Raw genomic sequence first — 21,111 nt, 5'->3', positions numbered from 1 at the left:
CGACGACGCTGAAGGCACGGGAATTCCCGGCGGGCATCACTCCCCCGCCGTCTCGGCCTGACCGGCGAGCAACGCCTGCAACGCCTCGCGCAATTCGGCCAGCCGCCGTCGGCCCAGGATCCGCTCCCATCGACTCTCCAAATCAACCGCGCTGCAACGCATTACACGTAGGGCACGGCGACCGCGCCGCGTGAGCTCGATGATCCGGCTTCGCGTGTCCTGCGGGTTGGGCTCCCGGGTGACGCATCCCCCGCCCTTGACGGCCCTGGACGCCACCGACACCATCTGGCGGTTCTTCGCCGCCAACCATCGTTAGGGCGCGCCGATTCTCTGAACTCCTAGAGAATTCCCTTCCGCCGGCGGCCCCCGATTGTTACCGTTCCGTGATGCGCCGGGTTGGGGGAGCTTTCGCCGTCCTACTGGTCATCGCCTCGGCTCTGGCCGGCCTGCCGAATGCGGGCAGTGCCCACGCCGACGGCGGGGACGAACCGCAATACGCGCAGTTCTACACGCCGCCCGACCCATTGCCGCCCGGCCAACCGGGCGACCTGATCCGCACCGAGCCGTCCCGACTGGTGCTGGAGCCGTCGGGCCAGCTGGGCGCCATCATGGCCACCGGTACACGAATCATGTACCGCAGCACCGATACCCGGGGCAACCCAATCGCGGTCACCGGCACCTACTTCGAGCCCTACAACGACTGGCCGGGCCGCGGACCGCGTCCCTTGATCAGTTACGCGCCGGGCACCCAGGGCCAGGGCAATCAGTGCGCCCCCTCGCGAATGTTCAACCAGGGCATCCACTATTCGGGCGGCTGGGACATCATGTTCAACTACGAGGAGCTGTTCGTCGCGACGATGGTTGCCCGTGGCTTCGCCATCGTGATGACGGACTACGAAGGGCTCGGCACCACGTCCATGCACACCTACGTGGGCCGCGTGGCCGAGGGACAGGCCGTGCTCGACGCCGCCCGGGCCGCCATGAAGCTGCCCAAGACTTCGCTGGATCCCCATGGGCCGGTGGCTTTTTGGGGCTACTCGCAGGGTGGCGGTGCGACGGCGTCGGCGGCTGAGCTGGCGTCGGCCTATGCTCCTGACCTCCATATCGTGGGTACCTACGCCGGGGCGCCGCCGGCCAACCTCAAGGAGCTCCTGCCGTATGCGGACGGCAGTGCCCTGGTCGGTGTCGTCGGGTACGCGCTCAACAGCGTCATGGCCGCCTATCCGGAGTTCGCCGACGTCATCCGTTCCAAGATGACCCCCAGGGGGCTGGCGATGCTCGAATCGGTCTCACGCCAGTGCGTCGGTCAGACCTTGCTGGACTTCATGTTTCGCCACATCCAGCCCTACTTCACCGAAGACATCAATCAACTGGTCAACGAGGAGCCGTTCAACACCATGTTCGAAGACCAGCGGATCGGGCGCTACAAGCCCAACGCCCCGGTATTGATCGACAGCAACCGCTACGACCCGCTGGTGCCCTGGACGGCCGCCAATCAACTCGGTCGCGACTGGTGCGCCCAGGGCGCCGACGTGGAATTCCGCACCAACGAGGAGCCGCCATTCCTCAACAAACTCGTGATCAACCACGCCCTGCCGATGCTCGTCGACGGTGAACCGGCCATGCAATGGATCGCCGCCCGCTTCAACGGAGAACCGACCGCGCCCAACTGCGGTCAGTTTTAGACTGGGCCCATCGCAGCAAGGAGAAAGTGCAACGCGCCCGAGCCGGCGCTGGTCGAAGACCAGGCCATCGCCACGCTCGCCTTCACCAACGGGATCATGGCGAGTGACTCCGACGACGCCGGTGACCGGCCCCTATGTCTGGCCGACGTTCTCGGACCGGCTCAATTCGGCAACGACTGTGGTGACCCAGCGCCGCACGTGCGCGGGGCTGCGCCAGTCGCCGGCCTTGTTCTTCGCCATCGCGCTGGCGGGGAAGCCTTTCGCGTCAGGCGCCAGAAACCCGCCGAAGGTCACATGACCGCGGGCGCCCACGCGGTCAGCCAATTTCGCGACTTGCTTCGTGGGCGGGATGTCGTGCTCCTCGGCTGAACCATCCAGGGGACCGCTACTGACCAGCCAAACCGGCAAGCCACGTAACGCCGACGCGTGGCGGCGCACGAAGCGTCGCGCGTGGTGGTGCCACCTGTTGGCGTACAGACCGCCGGCGACGATCACCGCGCCGACGTCGCCGAAGTCCCCAACGTCTTTGGCCGCCATCACTTCGGCCTCACACCCGGCCTCGGTCAGTGCGTCACCGATCATGGCAGCCAACCCGGCGGTACCACCCCGCTTGGAACCGAAACACACCAGGACGCGCATCATCTACTCCCGTCTGCTGTCGCCGCCTCGGCGTCGGCCTTGATCGCCCAGAGCGTCGCGCGCATGATGTGGGCGACGAAGGGCCGGATCAGCCACCAGTAACGCAGGAAGCGCCGTCGTGAATCCGGATCCGTTGTCGTGGTTCGGCATTGGTAGCTCAGCGCGGTGTGATCCTGCCCGCAGGGCAACACCGAAAAGTTTGCGGCGATCTTTCCCCAACCAGGTTCGTGGAAGCCGCCGAAGTCCGCCGGTGCAACGTCACGCCATTCGATGACCGGCCGCCAAAACTTGCCGACGGCGCCGAAGGCGATCTCGCGGTCGGGTTGTTCACCAAGCGGCAACCAGCCCGGCAAAGCGATCGGCTCGGACATCACGAGTCGCGGTGGCGTCGGGCCGGCCCTTCCCCTCAACCGCTCCGGCAGGCCGCGAATCCACATCGACGCCTTCAACAGCGGCGTGCGTACGGTGAGCAAGTCCAGCGCTCTGGCCGCCTGGAAAGTCGTCGACACGTCCGCGGCCACCATCACCTGCTCAGCGATCATCGTGTCGAATATCGGAACAGCCGCTTCGATCAGGAGACCTTGTGGGCGGACTTGCGCCATAACGCAATCGTCTATTCAGCCGTCGTCGGGTTCTAGGGCCGCTGTTCCCTTCCGCATAGGACGTTTGGCACACCACTGTGCGCTTCTCGTCGGGGTTTGATCCCGCTCTTTACCAGGCCCTGCTGAGCAGCCACGAAAAGCCTTGCAATCATCCAGGGCCCGGCAGGGCCTCGGCGCGTTGTTTGATGCCGAGCATCATCTTGCGGACCATCGCGAAATGCAGCGGTTCTCCGATTCCGTAGTCGATGATCGCACCCGCCGTACGAAGCATTCCGGAGCGACGGGGCGCCAGTGACCGCAACCATCCCGCATCCCGGTCGCGAACCAACAGCCGGGTACGGTTTTCGTCCAACGGCAACAATACGAATGCCCACGTTCCGATCACCAGTGCACGCTCGGGCTCGAGAACCGTCACCGGACTGCCGATCTGCATCGGCCCGAACGACCCCGTGTTGATCCGATCGCCGAGCGCGATCTTCTGCAGTTCGGGATGGATGCGGGTGGCGGAGCGATTCCCCTCGATGTAGTGCACGGTGCCGGGGAACAGGTACCGTTCGATCCAGTCGTAGCTGTAGAAGCCTGCCCGGCGATCGCCGATCTGCACAAGCCATGGCCATATCGCGGCGGCCGGCGCGTTGACGGTCAGTGCCCGCGTGTGGTGAGTCATGACGTCGGCGACTATCTCGTCGCCCGCCAATGGCATCCGTTGCTCGGCTTCGGTGGCGCCCCAGTCCAAAATGGCGGGCCTGATCAACGTGTCGTAGCCGATCAATCCGAGAACCGTAACGATCAACCTCGTCGTCTTGGGCTTCGCGCGGGACACGAGACCAACGTAGATCCTTCCGCGACTTTCGCGATGGGCCTTGGTCATCGGCAAGAGGTGCTGTTGCCCGGCACGGGCTCGGTCTGCTGCTAGGGCTTTTCAGCGTGTCCGTCGCGGCTTGGGCGCGTGAGTTGGCGGTCAAGCGCGCCGGTGATGTCCGTGGTGGTCACGACGAGGGCGGTCATGAACTCGATGAGCTGAGGTTGACTGACATCGATTTGGTGTCGGTACCACTGGGCGGTCAGCTCAAGGAGGCCCGCGACGACCGTCAACGCGGTCAGCATGATGTTGTCGTCGGCGCCGGCGGCCTCGCCGAGCAGCGCTCGCACCTGCCCGACCATGACCTGAGTGAGGACGCCGATCACCTCGTGCCGCCGGGCGGCGAGCGCCTCTGCCGTTTGCAGCTCGATCAGGAGCCGCGGGCGCCGCGGATCTTCGTCAATGAAGTCGGAAGCGAACTCGAGGACGGCCCGAACGCGCGCCTTGAGTTCGTGCGGTGACTCCGCGACCGTCGCCATGATCCCCGTCAGCGCACGGTTGAACTGGTCTTCGAAAGTGGCGATCAGTAACTCATGGCAGTCGCGGAAGCTCTCGTAGAAGTAGCGGTCATTGAGCCCCGCGCTCGCGCTGACCGCCCGTACCCGCAGGTTGCTCACCCCGTGCTCGGCGATGGTGTCGAACGCGGCCTCGATGAGTTGCCCGCGGCGCTGTTCACGCCGCTGATCAGCGGTTAGGCCGCGATGCACTGCCATTCGAGACCCAGCTCCTTCTTTTCGTTCGGCTCGCGAACTTGCGCTCGCGCCCAGCTTTGGTGAAGGATCTCACCAAAGCGCTTTGGTGAATTGCTTCACCAAACCATCATAGGGGGAGCTGTGAGACGGGGGACCTTTTCGGGGATCGGCGTGACCTGCTGCCGACCGAACCATGCCGGTGTTGTTCGCAGCGGGTGGCCGTTGGTCAGGGGACTGCGGTGACACGATTCGTCGACGCGGTCCGACGTCCACCGGGGCATACCGATCGGCCGCTTGCGCGCACCGGTGAATACAGCGCACGCCTTGCCGCATTGGGCGGATTCGCCGTCCGGCGCAAAGCCTTGGTGATCGGCACGTGGATTGGCGTGGCGGCGATCCTCGCCGTCGCCTTCCCACAGCTGGAGACCGTCGTGCGTCAGCAATCGGTCCAGCTCTTGCCCGGTGACGTGGCGTCGTTTCAAGCGCTTGACCGGATGGCGGCGGCGTTCGACGAACGGGGCGCCAAGACCTCGATCGTCATCGCGATGGAAGACCCCGCGGGGCTGACCCCGGCCGCGCGACAACGCTACGACGCACTCGTGACCGCGCTGCGCGCCGACAAGACGCACGTTCTGTTGGTGCAGGACCTCCTTGCCGAGCCCACCACCAGAAGCCGCGCGGTGAGTAAAGACGGGAAGGCGTGGTTCCTGCCCATCGGGATCGTCGGCACCCTGGGCGATCCCATGTCAGCCGAATCGGTCGATGCCGTGCGCGCGCGCGTCTCCTCCGTCGTCACCGGGTCATCGACCATCGCCTACGTCACCGGCCCGGCCGCCACGTTCCGTGATCAGATCGGCTCCGGCGAGCACGAACTGCTCCTCATCTCCGTGGCGACCGCCGCCTTGATCGGACTCATCCTGCTGCTGGTATACCGGTCGGTGGCCACCGCCCTGCTGCCGCTATTGGTCATCGGTGCGAGCGTGGCCGTCGGCCGAGGCGTTCTCTCGGCACTCGGTGAATTCGGCGTTCCAGTATCACAATTCACCATCGCGTTCATGACCGCGGTTCTGTTGGGCGCCGGCACCGACTACAGCGTGTTCTTGATCAGCCGCTATCACGAACAACGACGACATGGAAACGCCCCAGAACAGGCCATCATCCACGCTTGCGGCAGCATCGGTCGCGTCATCTTGGCTTCCGCGGCCACTGTCGCTTTGGCGCTGGCGTCCATGGTGTTCGCTCGCCTGAGCGTCTTCCAGGGCGTTGGCCCCGCTTGTGGGATAGCGGTGCTGATTGGATTCCTGGCCACCATCACACTCCTCCCGCCGCTGTTGGCGCTGGCGGCCAGCCGCGGCATCGCCGAGCCCCGCGCCGACCTGTCTCGCCGGTACTGGAACCCGATCGCCGTCATGGTGGTACGACGGCCAATGCCGGTGCTGGTCGCAAGCCTGGTGGTGCTGCTGGCGCTGGCCGGCGTCGTGGCCGCCATGACGATCAGCTACGACGATCGCAAAGGACAACCCGGAAGCACCGCAAGCAATCACGGCTATCAGCTGTTGGATCGGCACTTCCCCAAAGACACTGTCATCAACCAATTCCTGCTGGTGCAGTCCGGCACCGACATGCGCACCGCCAAGGGCCTCGCCGACCTCGACGCGCTGGCCTCGCGGGTGGCTCAGCTTCCCGGTGTCACTCGCGTCTCCGGTGTCACCCGCCCGACAGGGGACCGCCTCGATCAGGCGCAATTGTCCTGGCAGAACGGGCAAATCGGCGACAGGATGGCTGGCGCTGTCGCCGATGGCGAATCCCACAGGGACGACCTGGCCAAGCTCACCAACGGCGCCGACCAACTCGCGGCCGGCTTGGGTCAACTCGACACCACGCTGAGGCGTGCGCTCACACCGCTCACCGATCTGTTGAAGCAAGCCGAGAGCAGAGGTCAACAGCTGCAAGGCGCCCGCCCCCTGCTGCAACAACTCAACGCCACCGCTCCAGCCGTGGATCAAGCGGTACACACGGGTGCGGGACTGCGGCCCCTGGCCGACCAAGCCGCCACCGCCATTGCGGCCATCGAACCGCTCGTCGAAAGCCTCAACGCCTCACCGTGGTGCGCCACCACACCACAATGCGCGCAACTGCGCGACGAGACCCGGGTGCTCGTCACGTTGCGCAACGGTGGATTCTTCGACCGAGTCGGCGATCTCAGCGATCAGTTCAGACAAACCACCACCCTTGCCAGCACACTGACCGACCTCCAGAACGCCGCCACCACCATGCAGCAGACGCTCGGCACCACAGACGACCCCGCTGACCTCGTCGGCAACATCCATCGCCTGCAAGCCGGCGTCAGCCGACTTGCGTCGGGATCTCAGGCACTGGCCGCCGGGGTACATGCCCTCGCCGACAGCAACATTCGACTGCTGGGCGGCATGAGCCAGATCGCCGCCCAGCTGCAGAACTCCGCTCGTGCCACCTCGGGATCAGACGCCGCTTCCGGCTTCTATCTACCGCCGACCACGTTTGGGAATCGCCAATTCAGTGACCTGGCAAGGCATTTTATTTCTACCGACGGGCGCACCGCCCGATTCGCCGTCACGTCGTCGTACGACCCTTACTCCGCTGAGGCGATGGCCCTCAACCGCACGATCACCGACACCGCGAACGCCGCCCGGCCCAACACCTCACTGGCCGGCGCCGCCATCTCCGTGGCCGGCTTCACCGCCGTCAACTCCGATCTCCAACACTTGCTGTCCACGGACTTCACCCGCCTGGCCACCGCCACCCTGCTCATCGTGGGCGTCGTCCTGATTCTGCTGCTGCGTGCCGTGGTCGCCCCCGTCTACCTACTGGGCACTGTGGTGTTGAACTATTTCGCCGCACTGGGCCTGGGAGTCCTGGTATTCCAATACGGATTCGGCCACCCCATCGCGTGGCCCGTCCCGCTTCTGGCGTTCATCCTGCTGATAGCCGTCGGCGCGGACTACAACATGCTGGTGATATCCCGGCTGCGCGAAGAATCAGCCCGCAACATGCGCGTCGGCGTCCTGCGCACCGTCACCAGCACCGGCTCCGTTATCACCTCGGCGGGCCTCATCTTCGCCGCGAGCATGTTCGGACTCATGATCGGATCGCTCGACATGATGGTTCAGGCCGGGTTCATCATCGGCTGCGGGCTGCTACTGGATACCTTTGTCGTCCGCACCCTCACCGTTCCCGCCATCGCCACGCTGTTGCGGGAGCGGAGCTGGTGGCCGGCAACGAAGGCGTGATCCGTCAGTCCGGCCCTGAGCGGTTCGTGGTAGCCGATCGGTTGGCCCTACCGAATGGGCACGGGCCTTGGTCCCCGTGATGAGAGTCCTTTGACCGCCGCGGCCACGCACGCCGGAGGATAGCCTCCGACCATGCAGACTGAGCGGACGTCCCATTCGTTAAGAGTGGCTTTCAGGCTTATCTTCCTGCTGAGCTCTTTCGCGGTGGCGTGGCTGCTGATGAGTTATGCACTGGCGAAGATCGTGCAGCGCAATCCGCGCCTGCGCCCCACGCTGCTCAAGCCCTACAACAAGATCATCCGTCCGATGGCGGGCAAGGCCCATTCGCCGTATGCGCTTCTCGAGCACGTCGGTCGTCGATCCGGACGCGCCTACGCGACACCCGTGGGCGCCTTTCCCTACGAGGATGGATTTGTGATCGGGCTCTCGTACGGCGCCGACGTGGACTGGTGCCGAAATGTCATTGCCTCCGGCCGTGCCACGCTCACCTGGCGCGGCCAAACATTCGCTTTAGACCGGCCTGAGATAATCCCCATGAGTCCTGGTGTGCTGCAAGCTATCCCATCGTATTTTCGCCTGCCCGCACGCGAGCTCAAGCAGTTCTTATGGCTACGCCGATCTGACGGCTGAGGTTCACTGCGCCGGATCCGGTTCGCTCAACATCCCGTCGATCAGGCGGTGCAGCACCTGGCGCGTCTCCCGGCGCATGCGCTTCGGGTCGTCGGCGGTGGCGATCAGCATGGCCGCCTCGTCGAGCGCGCCGATGAGCACGTGCGCCAGCGGCCGCACCGGCTGCTTCGGCAACTGGCCGGCCCGGACGGCCTCGGTGAGCAACTGTTCGGTCATGCCCAGGCTGTACCGCTGGGCGACATCGCGAAAGCCGGCCCAGCCCAGCACGCTCGGGGCGTCCAGCAGCATCAGCTGGCGCACCTCGGGGTCCCCGGAGACCTCCAGCCACGCGTCGACCGCGGCACGGATCGCGTCCGCCGGCGTGGTCGCCCCGGACTGAGCCACCAGGGTGCCCATCCGGGCCATCACGTCCTGCTCCACGGCTTCGACGACTTCCCGGAAAAGCGTTGCTTTGTCGGCGAATTGGTGGTACATCGCCCCGCGCGTCACCCCCGCGGTGGTCGCGATCTCCGGCGTGCCCACCTCCGCATAGCCCCGCAGCCCCCACAGCTTGCGGGCAGCCGCGATCAGCGCGACACGGGTCGCCGCGGAACGCTCTTCCTGAGTCCGTCTCTTGCTTTCCATACACCCTGTTGGTAACTTACGAACAGACAGCCTGTTTGTAAATGTACTCGAATTAGGAGCCCTTCATGTCGACGATCGACATTAGCGCCGGAACCATCCATTACGAAGCAACCGGACCCGATAACGGCAGGCCGGTGGTCTTCGTCCACGGGTACATGATGGGGGGCGAGCTGTGGCGCCAGGTCGGCCAACGCCTCGCCGACCTCGGGCTGCGCTGCATCGCCCCGACGTGGTCGTTGGGCGCCCATCCGGAACCGTTGCGCCCCGGCGCCGATCGGACCATCACCGGTGTCGCGGGCATGGTCGCCGAGGTGCTGGCCGCCCTCGACCTCGAGGACGTGGTGCTCGTCGGCAACGATACCGGCGGGGTCGTCACCCAACTGGTCGCCGTCCACCACCCCGAGCGGCTCGGCGCGCTGGTGCTCACGAGTTGCGATGCGTTCGAACACTTTCCACCGCCGATCCTCAAACCGGTGATCCTGGCGGCCAAGTCGAAGGCGACCTTCCGGGGCGTCGCCCAGGCTATGCGATTGCCGGCCGCGCGCAAGCGCGCGTTCGACGGGCTGGCCCACCGCAACATCGACGACCTCACCGAGGCCTGGGTCCGCCCGGGCCTGTCCGACGCCCGCATCGCCGAAGACCTACGCCAGTTCACGTTGTCCATGCGCACCGAGGTGACGACGGGGGTGGCGGACCGGCTGCCCGAGTTCGACAAGCCCACCCTGATCGCGTGGTCGGCCGACGACGTGTTCTTCGAGCAGGAGGACGGCGTCCGGCTGGCCGCCACCATCCCCCACGCCCGCCTGGAGGTCATCGAGGGGGCCAGGACTTTCTCGATGATCGACCAGCCGGACCGACTGGCAGGGCTGTTGTCGACGATCGCGGTGCGCACGTAACGCCTGCTGCCTCGCGCGCGTAACGCCACGGCGAAAAATCGAGCAGGATTTCGCCGTGGCGTTACGCTCGCGGGCATGGAAGACGTGCTGCAAGGCCGGCGGATCCTGGTGACCGGCGGAGCGACCGGAATCGGCGCGGCCGCCGTGGGCGCCCTCACCGAGGCGGGGGCCGACGTCGCCGCCACCTATCACCGGACCCCGCCGCCGGAGGACCTTGCGGCCAGCTGGCTGCAGTGCGACGTGCGCGACGCCGACGCCGTCTCGGCGATGGTGCGGCAGGCCGCCGAACGCCTGGGCGGGCTCGACGTGCTGGTCAACGCCGCGGGCCTCTGGCAGGCCGGGATCCCCGGCTACATCGGCGTCGACGAGATCTCGTTCTTGTTGGACACCAACGTGAAGGCGACCATCCTCACCAACCAGGCCGCCTACGCGGTGATGAAGGAGCAAGACCCCAAGGGCGGCAGGATCATCAACTTCGGCTCTTCGGAAGCCGTTATGGGCAGCCCGATCTCGGCCGTCTACGCCGCGACCAAGGGCGCGGTGCAGGCGTGGACGCGCTCGGCCGCCAAGGCCTGGGCGGGAGACAAGATCACCGTCAACGCTCTGGCGCCGGCGGTGCAGACGGCCGGCGCCGACCGGCTGCGCGAGTTCCTCGGCCCCGACGCGAGCGCGTTGATCGACCAGCAGATGCAGATGATGATCCCGTTGGGCGGGGCGCTGGGCGACCCCGCCCGCGACCTCGGCCCGATGCTGGTCTTTCTCGCCGGTCCGGGTTCCGGGTTCATCACCGGGCAGCTTCTGGCCGTCGATGGCGGCCTGATGATGGTGGGCGGATAGCGCCGGGCGCACGTTCAGTGATCGCCACGTCGGCTCTGACAGTGGCACCAATGATTGACCGCTCTCGGAAGTCGGCGCCGACACCAGCTATCGAGCAGCTGGCCGGTCTCGCTTCCAGATGGATGCACTTATAGGCCGATGCCGTACCTCCTGCGGTACCCAGTCAGGCCGATGTTCATCATTTGTGACGAAAACGCCGCGTCGGGCACATACACTCGCCCAACGGTGATTCATGCGGCATCGCCGACGAACACACAAGAGGCGCTGTTCCGGGGGACGGCAGCCCGCTAAAGGGCGCCAACGTCGTCGCGCGTAGGTGCTTCACCACAACATCATCACGAGCTCAACGGAATGCCCAGTGATCGGAGAGCAGTTCATGGCTACAGTCAATGCGCCTGCACCCACCGGCGGCACAGCTACCAAAGCGATTTCCATTCAATGGCTGGGCCGCAACGTCAGTAAAGCGCCCGCGGCTCTCCAATTCCTCTGGTTTCTCACCATCACGCTCGGGTTGAAGACGATCAACTTGATTGTCCCCAGGAGATTCTCACTGGTAGAGACAACACCGTTCATCGATCCCACGCAATTCGAATGGCACGAGCACGTCGCATCCGAGATGAGCAAGGTTCAAGCTGAACTGAAGACTCTGCTATCGGCGCCGGAGACCATCCCGAACCACCAAGACATCATCGAGACGATAGCGTCGATTTCAAATGACGATAAATGGCTTAGCTATTTCTTCTACATCTACGGACAACGTTTCGACAAACAATGCAACGAATGCCCCGATACGGCTCGGCTCCTGGAGTTCATACCCGGAATGAAAACAGCGTTCTTCTCCATTCTGTCACCGGGGAAGAAGATCCCACCGCACCGAGGGCCCTACCAAGGCGTCATTCGCTATCACTTGCCTCTCTTGGTCCCTCGGCACGGTGAATGTGGAATCCGTGTCGGCAACGAGACCGCCTCTTTTCACGAGGGGGTGGCGCTGATGTTCGATGACACCTATGAACACGAAGTGTGGAACAACACCGAGGAAACCCGCGTCGTGCTGTTCCTCGACATCACGAGACCAATGAAGTTCCCGTTCAACATCTTCAACTCGGCGATGATCACGCTCATGGGCTGGTCGCCCGTCGTGCGGCGAATGCAAAAGAAGCAAGCCGCTTTCGATCGGGCCGTGGCAGAGCCTGCCTGACAACTGTGCGATCGCTGGTGCCGTCAGGCGAGGACTACCGCAGAGAGTCCAACGGGATCGGGGGGCTCACAAGCTGGAAACTCGACTTGCTGCGTTCCATGAACCGACGTTCAAATGTGCCCTTGATCTGCCTACCGTCCAACTCACCCGTCAGCACCAGCAGGTCCTTGTCCGGCTGGGTCGCGCGTAGCACGACTTGGACCGAATCGGACTCGCGCTTGCGCAATTCGAGCCGATTCCCGTTGATGTTCAGCAGCCAGATGGTGATGTAGCCCGCTGGCACCTGGCTAGCGAACCTGACCACACCGAGTTGTGGCTCCTTGTTGCGGTCGGCGATCGCCACATTGACCCACGGCTGGGGTCTCGTCTGATTTAGCGTTGCTTCACGACCGTCGACGGTGAACGACGTTGCGCGCCAGACTCCGTCCAGAGCCGAGGTGGGAGTGTGAAAGACGTTGTACGCCACGGCGTTCTGCATGGCGGTGAAACTCAGCAACAATCCGGCGATGCCGTACTTGGCGACCACGCCGGCTCGCCGCAACCAGCGATTATCTGCGCCCAGTGGCGGCCAGGGCTCAACCGGCCGAGTCTCACCGCGATTGAACACCACGCGCATCAGGTTCGACCAATACGGCGAGGTGATAGCGATGGCAACCAACAATAATTCGCCGACAGCCAGCTTCACAGGCACGTCATAGGTCATATTCAGCGCAAAAACCTGCGCCATGGCCATCGCCGCCCCGAGCGCCCCGAGCAGTTGCGTACGGTTCCACAGCAGCAGCAATCCCGATATCAGTTCAACTAGCCCTGTCGCCACGGAGTACGGCTCAGAGGCCCCCATGAAGCCCCAGAGCGTCTCGAACAGACTGGTATCGCCCACCAACTGCAGTTGGTGATCTGGCCGCGTCATGAACGCCATTTGGACGGGAATCACTTTGCCCAGCCCATAGAGGATCATCACCATCGCCAACCCGAAGCGTGCGCACACGATCAGCGAAGCGGCCAAGCGCCGGTATTCCGAACGCCGCCGATCCATGACTGTCCATGCCGCGGTGATCGCCACTGCCACCAGAATCCAGCCGAGATGCAAACACCAGAACCACAGCGTGTCTGAGCCCGCCGATTTGGTGATCTCGACACCATGACGTTGGATCGGGTAACTGCCGACTTGCGCGATTAGCCAGATCATCGGTTCCAGTGGGTGGCGGCCCACAGAGTCTTTCACCACACTGCCACCGATAACGGCTACGAAAAGCAGCCCGCCACCCACGGTGAAAAGCAGTCGGAATCCAAGCTTTTGGAGCGACGTCCACTCGTGGACAACTTCGGCGGGATCATGTATTCCCGCGGCTGGAACCGGGTGCGGTCCGGTAGTCACGGCAGTCATATTAGGCCGCTGATCTCCCGAATGCGGTCATAAGCGCGGCAACCTGATCCTGCCGTATTCATCTGAAGCGTCGGTCAGCTGAATGCTGTAACCGCGACACAATGACAACCAGTTTGGGGTCGAGCGCGGGACGGTATGACGATCGAAAGGCGATCATCCCGATTGCACGAGCTTCCCGACGCCATGACAGCTACTGTGACTAACGTCCTCTGCGACGACGGAATGCGGGCGCGTCTCGACTCTCCACCAGTTCAGCGCTTCTGCCTCCACACAGCAGGTCGCACGGCGCAACGTGGCGAGCAATCACGCGATGGACTCGGCCTTCAACGGCACCAGTGGAATCAGCGTTCCTGGTGGTCGTTCGGCGCGGCCGGCCGGCCACGGTGGCGCCGCCGGTGGGTGAGATCGCGCGACCGTGGTTGTGAGGCTTGGCGATGAAGCTCTCGGGCTCGGTTCCTGAGCAGAATCAGCGAGCGGTGCAACTCAAACAGCATGAGGCTATGGTCGCCGTTCTATGCGGCCGGGGCAGCTGTACACGCAGTGTTCGAGAGGGAAGCCTGGGAGAATCCGGCGTGAAGAGTTCCACAACACGAGGTGGTGGGCGGCCCATCGGTCCGGACTGCGAACGGCGGCGCGGGGCCCGCTACCATAAGACGGACCGTCTCGTCTCGCAGTGGGCCCGGGCATAGTGAAGGTGATTTGAGACCGATGACCGACGACACCATTCAAGCGCTGCTGCGCAAGCGCTTGTCCGACCCGGGCGTCGCGGTCAAACATCGCGCCCTGCAGTGGAGTTGGAGTCAGTACCTGGCCGGATCGGCGCAGCGGGCCGCGGCCCTGATCTCCGCCGCCGATCCGAACCGGCCGATGCACGTGGGCGTCCTGTTGGGAAACAACCCCGAAATGCTGGCCCAGATGGCGGCCGCCGGCCTGGGCGGCTACGTCCTGTGCGGCCTGAACAACACTCGGCGAGGCGAGGCGCTCGCGGCCGACGTCCGGCGCGCACATTGCCAGTTCCTGGTGACCGATGACCAACACCGGCCGCTGCTGGACGGCCTGGACCTGGAGGGCACCCAGATCCTCGACACCTCGAGCCCGCAGTGGGCCGAGTTCGTCGAAGGTGCGGGCGAGCTGGTGCCGCACCGGCAGGTGACCGCGACCGACCCGTTCATGATGATCTTCACGTCGGGCACCAGCGGGAACCCCAAGGCGGTGCAGGTGTCGCACCTGATGGCGACGTTCGCCGGCATCAACCTGGTTCAACGCTTCGAGCTGTCCGAGCGGGACACCTGCTACGTGTCGATGCCGCTGTTCCACTCCAACGCGGTCGTCGCCGGTTGGGCGCCCGCGGTGGTCTCCGGCGCCGCGATCGTGCCGGCGAAGTTCTCGGCGAGCAGCTTCCTCGACGACATCCGCCACTACGGTGCGACGTACATGAACTACGTGGGCAAGCCGCTGGCCTACATCCTGGCCACGCCCGAGCGCGACGACGATGCCGACAACCCGCTGCGGGTGGCGTTCGGCAACGAGGCCAACGACAAGGACATCGAGGAGTTCGGGCGCCGCTTCGCTGTGCAGGTCGAGGACGGCTTCGGCTCGACGGAGAACGCGGTCATCGTGATCCGCGAACCCGGCACGCCGAAAGGGTCGATCGGCAAAGGGGTCGACGGGGTGGCGATCTACAACAGCGAGACCGTGACCGAGTGCGCGGTCGCGCGCTTCGACGCTGACGGCGCCCTGGTCAATGCCGACGAAGCGGTCGGCGAGTTGGTCAACACGGCGGGCTCGGGGTTTTTCACCGGGTACTACAACGACCCGGAGGCCAACGCCGAGCGGATGCGGCACGGCATGTACTGGTCGGGCGACCTGGCCTACCGCGACTCCGAAGGGTGGATATACCTGGCCGGCCGCACCGCCGACTGGACGAGGGTCGACGGGGAGAATCTGGCCGCCGCGCCGATAGAGCGGATCCTGTTGCGGCACAGCGCGATCAACCGGGTAGCGGTATACGCCGTCCCGGACGGACGCGTCGGTGACCAGGTGATGGCGGCGATCGTGCTCAACGAGGGGCACACCCTGGACCCCGACGCGTTCGAGGCATTCCTCGACGCTCAGCCCGACCTGTCCCCGAAGGCGCGCCCGCGGTACGTCCGCATCGCCACCGACCTGCCCAGCACCGCCACGCACAAGGTGCTCAAACGCCAGCTGATCGCCGAAGGGACGGGCGTCGGCGATGGGGAGGTGCTGTGGGAGCGCGAGCCGCGCGGGACCGCCTACGCGGTCGCGACGCCTAGACCGGGCTCGGAGGCACTCGACGGCGGATCTGGCCCTTCGGCCGTCGCACCCGCTTGACCGGGTCGCGCGGTGTGCCGCAGGCGATCTCGTCGCGCAACTGCGCGATGTTGGATAGCTCCGCGTACAGCCCGCGGATCGCGTAGTCCAGGACGGCGACTGAGAAGCGCTGGTCCGGGTCGGCGCTGATGCCCAGGTCCCGCGAGCGCTGCCGCGACCACAACGCCTCGTCCAGCCGCGCCCGGGTCGCCTCGAGATGGCGGTCCAACGTGTCGACGATGAGTTCCGGGTCCCCGCCCCGGGCGAGCCAGGTTCGCAGGATCACGGGATGCTTGATGACGACCTGGTCGTCACCCGGGAAGTGCTGCACCCACCGCCGCAGTGCGTCGAGCCCGGCATCGGTGGTCTCGTAGAGGGTGATCGACCGCTTGCCCGATTTGGCGCCGATCTCGCCGACCATGCCGCGCGCCAGCAGCCGGTTGAGTTCGCGCCGCACGTGACTGACGGACGGCGACCAATAGAAATGGCCGACGGACAGCTCGGCGCGCATCTTGATCTCGCCCGCGGTGAGCTGCTCGTCGTTGGCGGCGAGCACGCCCAGCACCAGGTAGGCCGTTACCGGCAGGCCGTTGCTGGTGCGCCGGGGGCTCACGGCCGCTGGTTCTGCCCGGTGAAGTAGGGCAGGGTGACGTCGGGTCCGACGGCATGGAACGCCACCCGCACTCGCATGCCTATCCGCAACTCCCCCGGCGCGACACCGATGACGTTGGTCAGCATCTGATATCCCTCGTCCAGCGTGACGATGGCGGGCGCGTAGGGCGGGGAGAATTCCGCCGTCACCGGCCGGTGAACCACCGTCCAGCTGTAGATCTCGCCCAGCCCCGCGCTGAGCTCCCAATGCACTTGCGCCGAAAGGCATTGGCGGCAGTGCTCGGTCGGCGGGAAGTTCGCCAGGCCGCAGGCTGCGCAGCGTTGATACCGCAATTCACCGGACCGGCAGCCCTCCCAGAAGGGAACGCTGAGGTGGCTACTCGCGTGGGGCACCGGCCCGCTCTGCGGGTGCAAAGCATTGGAAGTCACAGCGGTTCGTCTCCCAGGAGCAGCAGTGTGGTGAACAAGGCGCCCGCTCCCCCGTTGCTGCACAACGCGATGTGCGCGTCGGGAACCTGGAGATCGCCCGCCTGTCCGCGCAGCTGCTGGACGGCCCGGACGGCCCGCTGCATCATCTGCGGATTGGAGCCCGCGTGGCTGAACGACATGGTTCCTCCGTCGGTGGTGATGGGGTGGCTGCCGTCGATGGCGACGTGGCCGTCGGCGACGAACGGACCGCCCTCGCCCTCGCCGCAGAACCCGAACGCCTCGAGCTGGCGGATGATCTCGAAGGAGAACGGGTCGTAGAGCTCCAGCACGTCGACGTCGTCGGGCCGCAGCCCGGCGTGGCCGAACGCCCGCTCGGCGGCGCGCCTGCCGACCACGCCGTTCACGTGTCCGTCGCGCCGCCCGGCGAGGTCCCACGCCGGCGGGTGCTGGTAGGACGGGCCGTGGAAGTCGGCGCCGCTGCCCAGTACATAGACGGGTTGGCTTGCGCCATCAGTCTTTTCGACGTCAGCCACGACCAGGGCGCACCCTCCTTCGGAGGTGGTGGCGCAGTCCAGGAGGTGGAAGGGGTCCGCAATGGGCCGGGATGCGGTGATGTCGTCCGGCGTGAAGGGTCCGCGTTGGTAGTAGACGGCTTCGGGGTTGCGCGATCCGTTGTTGCGGATGGTGGCGGCGACGATCGAAAGTTGTTCGCGCGTGGTGCCGTAGGTGTGCATGTGGCGGCGTGCGATGAGCGCGAACTCGGCGGTGGTGAACATGCCCCAGGGCGCGACGAATTCGTTTTCCGGCCGGGTCCAGGGCGCCGTCGCCTGGTGGTCGCGGTACTCGCCCGCCTGGGCGGCGACGAGCACCACCACGTCAGCCATGCCGTGCTCGATCGCGGTGACGGCCTCGGTGATCATGCCGACACCGAAGGCAAGGCCCTGCCACGCCGGGCCGAGGCGCAGGTCGTAGATGAGGGCGGTGGACAGCGGGCCCGCGCTGATCCCGTCAACGTCGTCCAGGCTCAGCCCGGCGTCGTCGAGCGCGCCGCGGATGGCGCTCAGGGTCAGGGTCCGCGAGGTCTCGCCGTCCAGGCGCCGGCCCTGTCGGGTGTTGTGCACCCCGACGATCGCCGCGGTCCGCTTCGTCGCTGCCAACTCCGTGTTCCTTTGCGTCCCTCTAGTTTTCGTTCGCCACGACGCCGAGGTAGGTGCCGACGACGTCGTAGTCGTGGCCGTCGCGGGTGATCGTCCCGATCGTCGTGGCGCGGGCGCCGGTGGGCGGGCCGCCCGTGCCCCTGTCCACGATGTCGATCCGCACGTCGACGGGCCGCGCGGTCTGTGGGTCGGTGATCTCGACGACCATCGCGACCGCACGCTCCCGCTCGTCCCACTCGACAGTGGTGATGCGGTGTCGTGCGGTCAACTCGATCACCACGGAGTCCTGGCGGACCAAAAAGCGCACCGGGGCGCACAATTCGCCGGCGCGCGGTGGGACGCACAGGGTGACCGCCATGTCACAGGCCCGCCGGCCGGGCGCTGAGGGTTCCGGACTCCCGCAGCGCGGCCAGGTCCTGTTGGCTGCGTCCCAGCACGCCCGTCAGGACCTCCTCGGTGTGCTGGCCGTACAGCGGCGGTATCCGGCGGATCCACCGCCGCGGTCGGCCCAGGAAGGCGAACGGCATTCCGGTGCACAGGAAGGAGCCGGCGACCGGATGGTCGACGGTTTCCCAGAAGCCCCGCGCGTGCAGGTGCTGGTCGCTCAGCAGGGCCGGGGCCGGCGTGACCGGCGCCGCGGCCGCCCCCGCGGCACGCAGCGCTTCGACCGCGTCGCCCACCGACCGCCCTGCGGTCCAGTCGGAGATCAGCTTGTCGACTTCGTCCGGCCGGTCCCGCCAGTCGGCGGGCCGCAGGTCCGGTCGGCCCAGCAGCCGCGCCAGGGCCGCGCGGGCGGCCTCGTTCGTCGCGGCCAGCGCGACCCACTCGTCGTTGCCCCGGCAGCGGTAGACCCCTTGGGGGCTGGCATCCGGGCCGCGATTCCCGTTGCGCCGCATTCGGATTCCGAATCGCGAATACTCCAGCACCATCTCGGCGGCGACGTTCAACGCCGCCTCGACCATGGTGGACTCAACATGCATCCCGTTTCCGTCGCGGTCGCGGATCGCCAGTGCGGCCACCGCGGCGAACGCCGCGTGCAGACCCGCGATCGGATCGCACACGCCGCGGGGAATCACCGGGGGCCCGTCGGCGTGCCCGGTCATCCACGCCATGCCGGTCGCCTGTTCCATCGTCTGGGCGAAGCCCACGCGGTCACGCCAGGGGCCGTCGAGGCCGAAGGCGGGCATCCGCACCATGATGGCGCGGGGGTTGGCCGCGCGCACGGCATCCCAGCCCAGGCCGAAGTTCGTCATCACCCGCGGCGAGAAGTTCTCGATGACCAGATCGCTTGCGGCCACCAGCTCCAGCGCGATCGCCCGCCCCGCCTCGGTGCTGAGCTCGACGCTGACGGCGCGCTTGTTGTTGTTGCTGCACAGAAAGACCGGGCCCCACTCCCACCACTGGTCCCAGCTGGGTGGACGGCCGGCGGAGAACCGCATGCCGTCGGGCCGCCGGACCCCCTCAACTTTGATCACGTCCGCGCCCAGGGCGCCCAGCAGCTGGGTGGCGACCGGTCCCGCCCAGAACGCGGTGAAATCGGTTATCCGCGTGTCCTCCAGCGGCAGCGTGTCCGCCCCGCGGCGGGGGATGTGCCGTGGTGGCCACTCGACGCGGCCGTTGTCAGCGCCGAGCCGCGGCGCCGGTCCCGGCGGCCTGGTCGTTATCGCGTCGCTGCGATAGGGCACCCTCGGCTGCAACCCACCGGCCGCGGATTCGACGAACACCCCGCGCTCCACGAAATGGTCGATGTGAGGGAGCATTTCGGGTGTCCCGATCGGTGCCACCGGAATGCGGAAGGCGACCGCGAGGTCGACGATCTCCTGGGTGGTGCGCGACTGGGTCCACTGCGTGACCATGCCGAGGAATTCGTCGCGGCGGGCGACGCGGCCGTCGAACGAGGCCAGCTCGACGTCGTCAAGGAGATCGGGGCGGTCGATGAGCACCAGGAAGTCCTGGAACTGCTGCGCGGTGATGGTGCAGAAGCCGACCATGCCATCGGCCGTGGGGACGATCGAGGGCAGCTCCAGGCTGCGCCGGCCCAACGGGGAATCCGCGCCCAAAACGCTGGCCGACATGGCGGACAGGCCGCCCATCGCAATCACCATCGCCTCGTAGGTCGAGACGTCGATGACCTCGCCCCGGCCGCCCCGGGCGGCGTGCCGGGCGGTCGCCGCGGCGACCGCGGCCGCGAAGGTGCCCGCCAACCACTCGCCGAGCTGACCGCCTGCCTGCACCGGTTCGTCCTCCGGCCAGCCCCGGCCGGCCGTCGAGCCGCACAACGCCTGCAGGATGAACTCGTTGGCGAGCACCCGGTCGTCGACGTAGGGTCCCGTCGTGCCGAACGGTGTCACGGCCACCACCACGGTCGAACCGGCGGTGTGGGCGGTGATGCGGTCGAGCGTCCAACCGTCGGTCAAGTCGGTGAGCACGATGTCGGCACCGGACAGCAGCGCGGTGATCTCCGCCCCGCCGTTGTCGAGCACCGATTTCTTGCCGGCGGCCAGGTAGGCGAACAACGCCCCGGGTGGGCCGCCGGCAGATCGCCGACGGATCGAATCACCTTGTGGCGATTCGACCTTCACAACGTCGGCGCCCGCGTCGGCGAACATCTTGCCGCAGTAGGACACGGCGATCCCGTTGGACAGCTCCAGCACACGCCAGTCGGCGAACGGCGCCCGTGCTGCCACGTTCAGTTGCCCAGGGTGGTGGTACGCCCCGATATTCCGGCGGCTTCGGCCGTCACCTGCGACTGCAGGGCGAATTGCGTCATCCGGGTCCACGCGTCCCGGTCGCGCTGGCTCGCCCGGCGGCCGACGTGCGTCACCACGTCGACGTCGGCGGCTTGCGCGCGCAGGTAACCGGCGCGGGCGTGTTCCTTGGGGATGTGCTGGAACGGGTCGAACGAGTATGCGGCCATGGCGTTTTGGTGGGTGATCTTGTCGATGACCCGGTCATCGAGATGCCCCATGGTCTCCATCACGTCCTCGGGCGCGAACGGCCAGTTGCTGTCCGAGTGGGGAAAGTCGGACTCCCAGCACAGCATGTCCTCGTTGAACCATTCCATGTTGCGCACGCCGACCTTGTCGCTGATGAAGCACGTGTAGAAGTGCCGCTTGAACACGTCGGTGGGCCCGCGGTAACCGGGCGGGAACTTGGCCTGCGTCCATCCCGAATGGCGGTTGTAGACGTGTTCGGCGCGCCACAAAAAGTACGGTATCCAGCCGACGTCGCCCTCGGTGAGCGAGAACTTCAGCTGGGGGA

The 21,111-nt window shown here is 66.2% G+C and carries 19 protein-coding genes; 7 read left to right on the top strand and 12 right to left on the bottom strand.

Annotation, left to right across the window (positions count from 1 at the left end; translation table 11 throughout):
- Positions 1 to 386 precede the first annotated feature (386 nt).
- On the top strand, positions 387 to 1,685 hold the full coding sequence (locus A9X04_RS08615) for a lipase family protein (protein WP_197509101.1): 1,299 nt from the start codon (positions 387 to 389) through the stop codon (positions 1,683 to 1,685).
- Between the two features lie 132 nt (positions 1,686 to 1,817).
- On the opposite strand, the gene A9X04_RS08610 is transcribed toward A9X04_RS08615, so the two are convergent.
- The 4 genes from A9X04_RS08610 to A9X04_RS08595 all read right to left on the bottom strand — a co-directional run bounded on the left by A9X04_RS08610 (position 1,818) and on the right by A9X04_RS08595 (position 4,501).
- Entirely contained in the window at positions 1,818 to 2,324 is a 507-nt protein-coding gene (locus tag A9X04_RS08610; protein ID WP_197509100.1) for a flavodoxin domain-containing protein, read from the bottom strand.
- On the bottom strand, positions 2,324 to 2,845 hold the full coding sequence (locus A9X04_RS08605; protein WP_197509099.1) for a hypothetical protein: 522 nt from the start codon (positions 2,843 to 2,845) through the stop codon (positions 2,324 to 2,326). The genes A9X04_RS08610 and A9X04_RS08605 overlap by 1 nt, the downstream gene beginning before the upstream one ends.
- 229 nt (positions 2,846 to 3,074) lie before the next feature.
- Positions 3,075 to 3,749 carry a hypothetical protein gene (locus tag A9X04_RS08600; RefSeq protein WP_142393472.1) on the bottom strand — a complete coding sequence of 225 codons (675 nt, stop codon included), beginning with the start codon at positions 3,747 to 3,749 and terminating at the stop codon, positions 3,075 to 3,077.
- Between the two features lie 89 nt (positions 3,750 to 3,838).
- Positions 3,839 to 4,501 (bottom strand): TetR/AcrR family transcriptional regulator, encoded by a 663-nt coding sequence (locus A9X04_RS08595; RefSeq protein ID WP_067919344.1) that lies wholly within the window; start codon positions 4,499 to 4,501, stop codon positions 3,839 to 3,841.
- Positions 4,502 to 4,719: 218 nt separating this feature from the next.
- Here A9X04_RS08595 and A9X04_RS08590 point away from each other — a divergent pair, with 218 nt between their 5' ends.
- Both A9X04_RS08590 and A9X04_RS08585 read left to right on the top strand, forming a co-directional pair.
- Positions 4,720 to 7,749, top strand: coding sequence for an RND family transporter (locus A9X04_RS08590; protein WP_082974879.1), 3,030 nt, complete (start codon positions 4,720 to 4,722; stop codon positions 7,747 to 7,749).
- A gap of 132 nt (positions 7,750 to 7,881) precedes the next feature.
- Positions 7,882 to 8,379 (top strand): nitroreductase family deazaflavin-dependent oxidoreductase, encoded by a 498-nt coding sequence (locus A9X04_RS08585; RefSeq protein WP_067919342.1) that lies wholly within the window; start codon positions 7,882 to 7,884, stop codon positions 8,377 to 8,379.
- A 3-nt stretch (positions 8,380 to 8,382) separates the two neighbouring features.
- Here the strand turns inward: A9X04_RS08585 and A9X04_RS08580 are convergent, their stop codons facing one another.
- The gene (locus A9X04_RS08580) at positions 8,383 to 9,003 is read right to left on the bottom strand and encodes a TetR/AcrR family transcriptional regulator (protein ID WP_067919340.1); all 621 of its coding nucleotides are present in this window, start codon (positions 9,001 to 9,003) and stop codon (positions 8,383 to 8,385) included.
- A gap of 65 nt (positions 9,004 to 9,068) precedes the next feature.
- On the opposite strand from A9X04_RS08580, the gene A9X04_RS08575 reads away from it, so the two are divergent.
- The 3 genes from A9X04_RS08575 to A9X04_RS08565 all read left to right on the top strand — a co-directional run bounded on the left by A9X04_RS08575 (position 9,069) and on the right by A9X04_RS08565 (position 11,934).
- Complete coding sequence (locus A9X04_RS08575) at positions 9,069 to 9,899, top strand: alpha/beta fold hydrolase (protein WP_067919338.1); 831 nt, start codon at positions 9,069 to 9,071, stop codon at positions 9,897 to 9,899.
- A gap of 75 nt (positions 9,900 to 9,974) precedes the next feature.
- The gene (locus A9X04_RS08570) at positions 9,975 to 10,736 is read left to right on the top strand and encodes an SDR family NAD(P)-dependent oxidoreductase (RefSeq protein ID WP_067919336.1); all 762 of its coding nucleotides are present in this window, start codon (positions 9,975 to 9,977) and stop codon (positions 10,734 to 10,736) included.
- A 358-nt stretch (positions 10,737 to 11,094) separates the two neighbouring features.
- Entirely contained in the window at positions 11,095 to 11,934 is an 840-nt protein-coding gene (locus tag A9X04_RS08565; protein WP_067919334.1) for an aspartyl/asparaginyl beta-hydroxylase domain-containing protein, read from the top strand.
- Positions 11,935 to 11,968: 34 nt separating this feature from the next.
- On the opposite strand, the gene A9X04_RS08560 is transcribed toward A9X04_RS08565, so the two are convergent.
- Entirely contained in the window at positions 11,969 to 13,276 is a 1,308-nt protein-coding gene (locus A9X04_RS08560; RefSeq protein ID WP_369828935.1) for a hypothetical protein, read from the bottom strand.
- A gap of 753 nt (positions 13,277 to 14,029) precedes the next feature.
- On the opposite strand from A9X04_RS08560, the gene fadD1 reads away from it, so the two are divergent.
- The gene (fadD1, locus tag A9X04_RS08555) at positions 14,030 to 15,673 is read left to right on the top strand and encodes a fatty-acid--CoA ligase FadD1 (RefSeq protein ID WP_067919330.1); all 1,644 of its coding nucleotides are present in this window, start codon (positions 14,030 to 14,032) and stop codon (positions 15,671 to 15,673) included.
- Here fadD1 and A9X04_RS08550 read toward each other — a convergent pair.
- The 6 genes from A9X04_RS08550 to A9X04_RS08525 form a co-directional block, all read right to left on the bottom strand.
- A complete protein-coding gene (locus tag A9X04_RS08550) occupies positions 15,612 to 16,265 on the bottom strand; it encodes a PadR family transcriptional regulator (RefSeq protein ID WP_067919329.1) in 654 nt (217 codons plus the stop codon). The genes fadD1 and A9X04_RS08550 overlap by 62 nt on opposite strands.
- Positions 16,262 to 16,693, bottom strand: coding sequence for a Zn-ribbon domain-containing OB-fold protein (locus A9X04_RS08545; protein ID WP_067919327.1), 432 nt, complete (start codon positions 16,691 to 16,693; stop codon positions 16,262 to 16,264). Before A9X04_RS08545 ends, A9X04_RS08550 begins: the two co-directional genes overlap by 4 nt.
- Positions 16,690 to 17,850: a thiolase family protein gene (locus A9X04_RS08540; protein WP_067919325.1), complete on the bottom strand. Its 1,161-nt coding sequence runs from the start codon at positions 17,848 to 17,850 to the stop codon at positions 16,690 to 16,692. The genes A9X04_RS08545 and A9X04_RS08540 overlap by 4 nt, the downstream gene beginning before the upstream one ends.
- A 22-nt stretch (positions 17,851 to 17,872) precedes the next feature.
- Positions 17,873 to 18,208 carry a hypothetical protein gene (locus A9X04_RS08535; RefSeq protein WP_067919323.1) on the bottom strand — a complete coding sequence of 112 codons (336 nt, stop codon included), beginning with the start codon at positions 18,206 to 18,208 and terminating at the stop codon, positions 17,873 to 17,875.
- 1 nt (position 18,209) lies between these two features.
- Positions 18,210 to 20,537, bottom strand: a complete 2,328-nt coding sequence (locus A9X04_RS08530; protein WP_067919322.1) for a CoA transferase — start codon at positions 20,535 to 20,537, stop codon at positions 18,210 to 18,212.
- A gap of 2 nt (positions 20,538 to 20,539) precedes the next feature.
- Positions 20,540 to 21,111, bottom strand: a 572-nt coding sequence (locus tag A9X04_RS08525) for an amidohydrolase family protein (protein ID WP_156764273.1), incomplete at its 5' end; no start/stop codon positions are given.

The organism is Mycobacterium sp. E3247 (genome assembly GCF_001667785.1).
Lineage (GTDB): Bacteria > Actinomycetota > Actinomycetes > Mycobacteriales > Mycobacteriaceae > Mycobacterium.
Note: the sequence above shows the minus strand (reverse complement) of the source record. Positions and strands in the feature narration are given on the sequence as shown.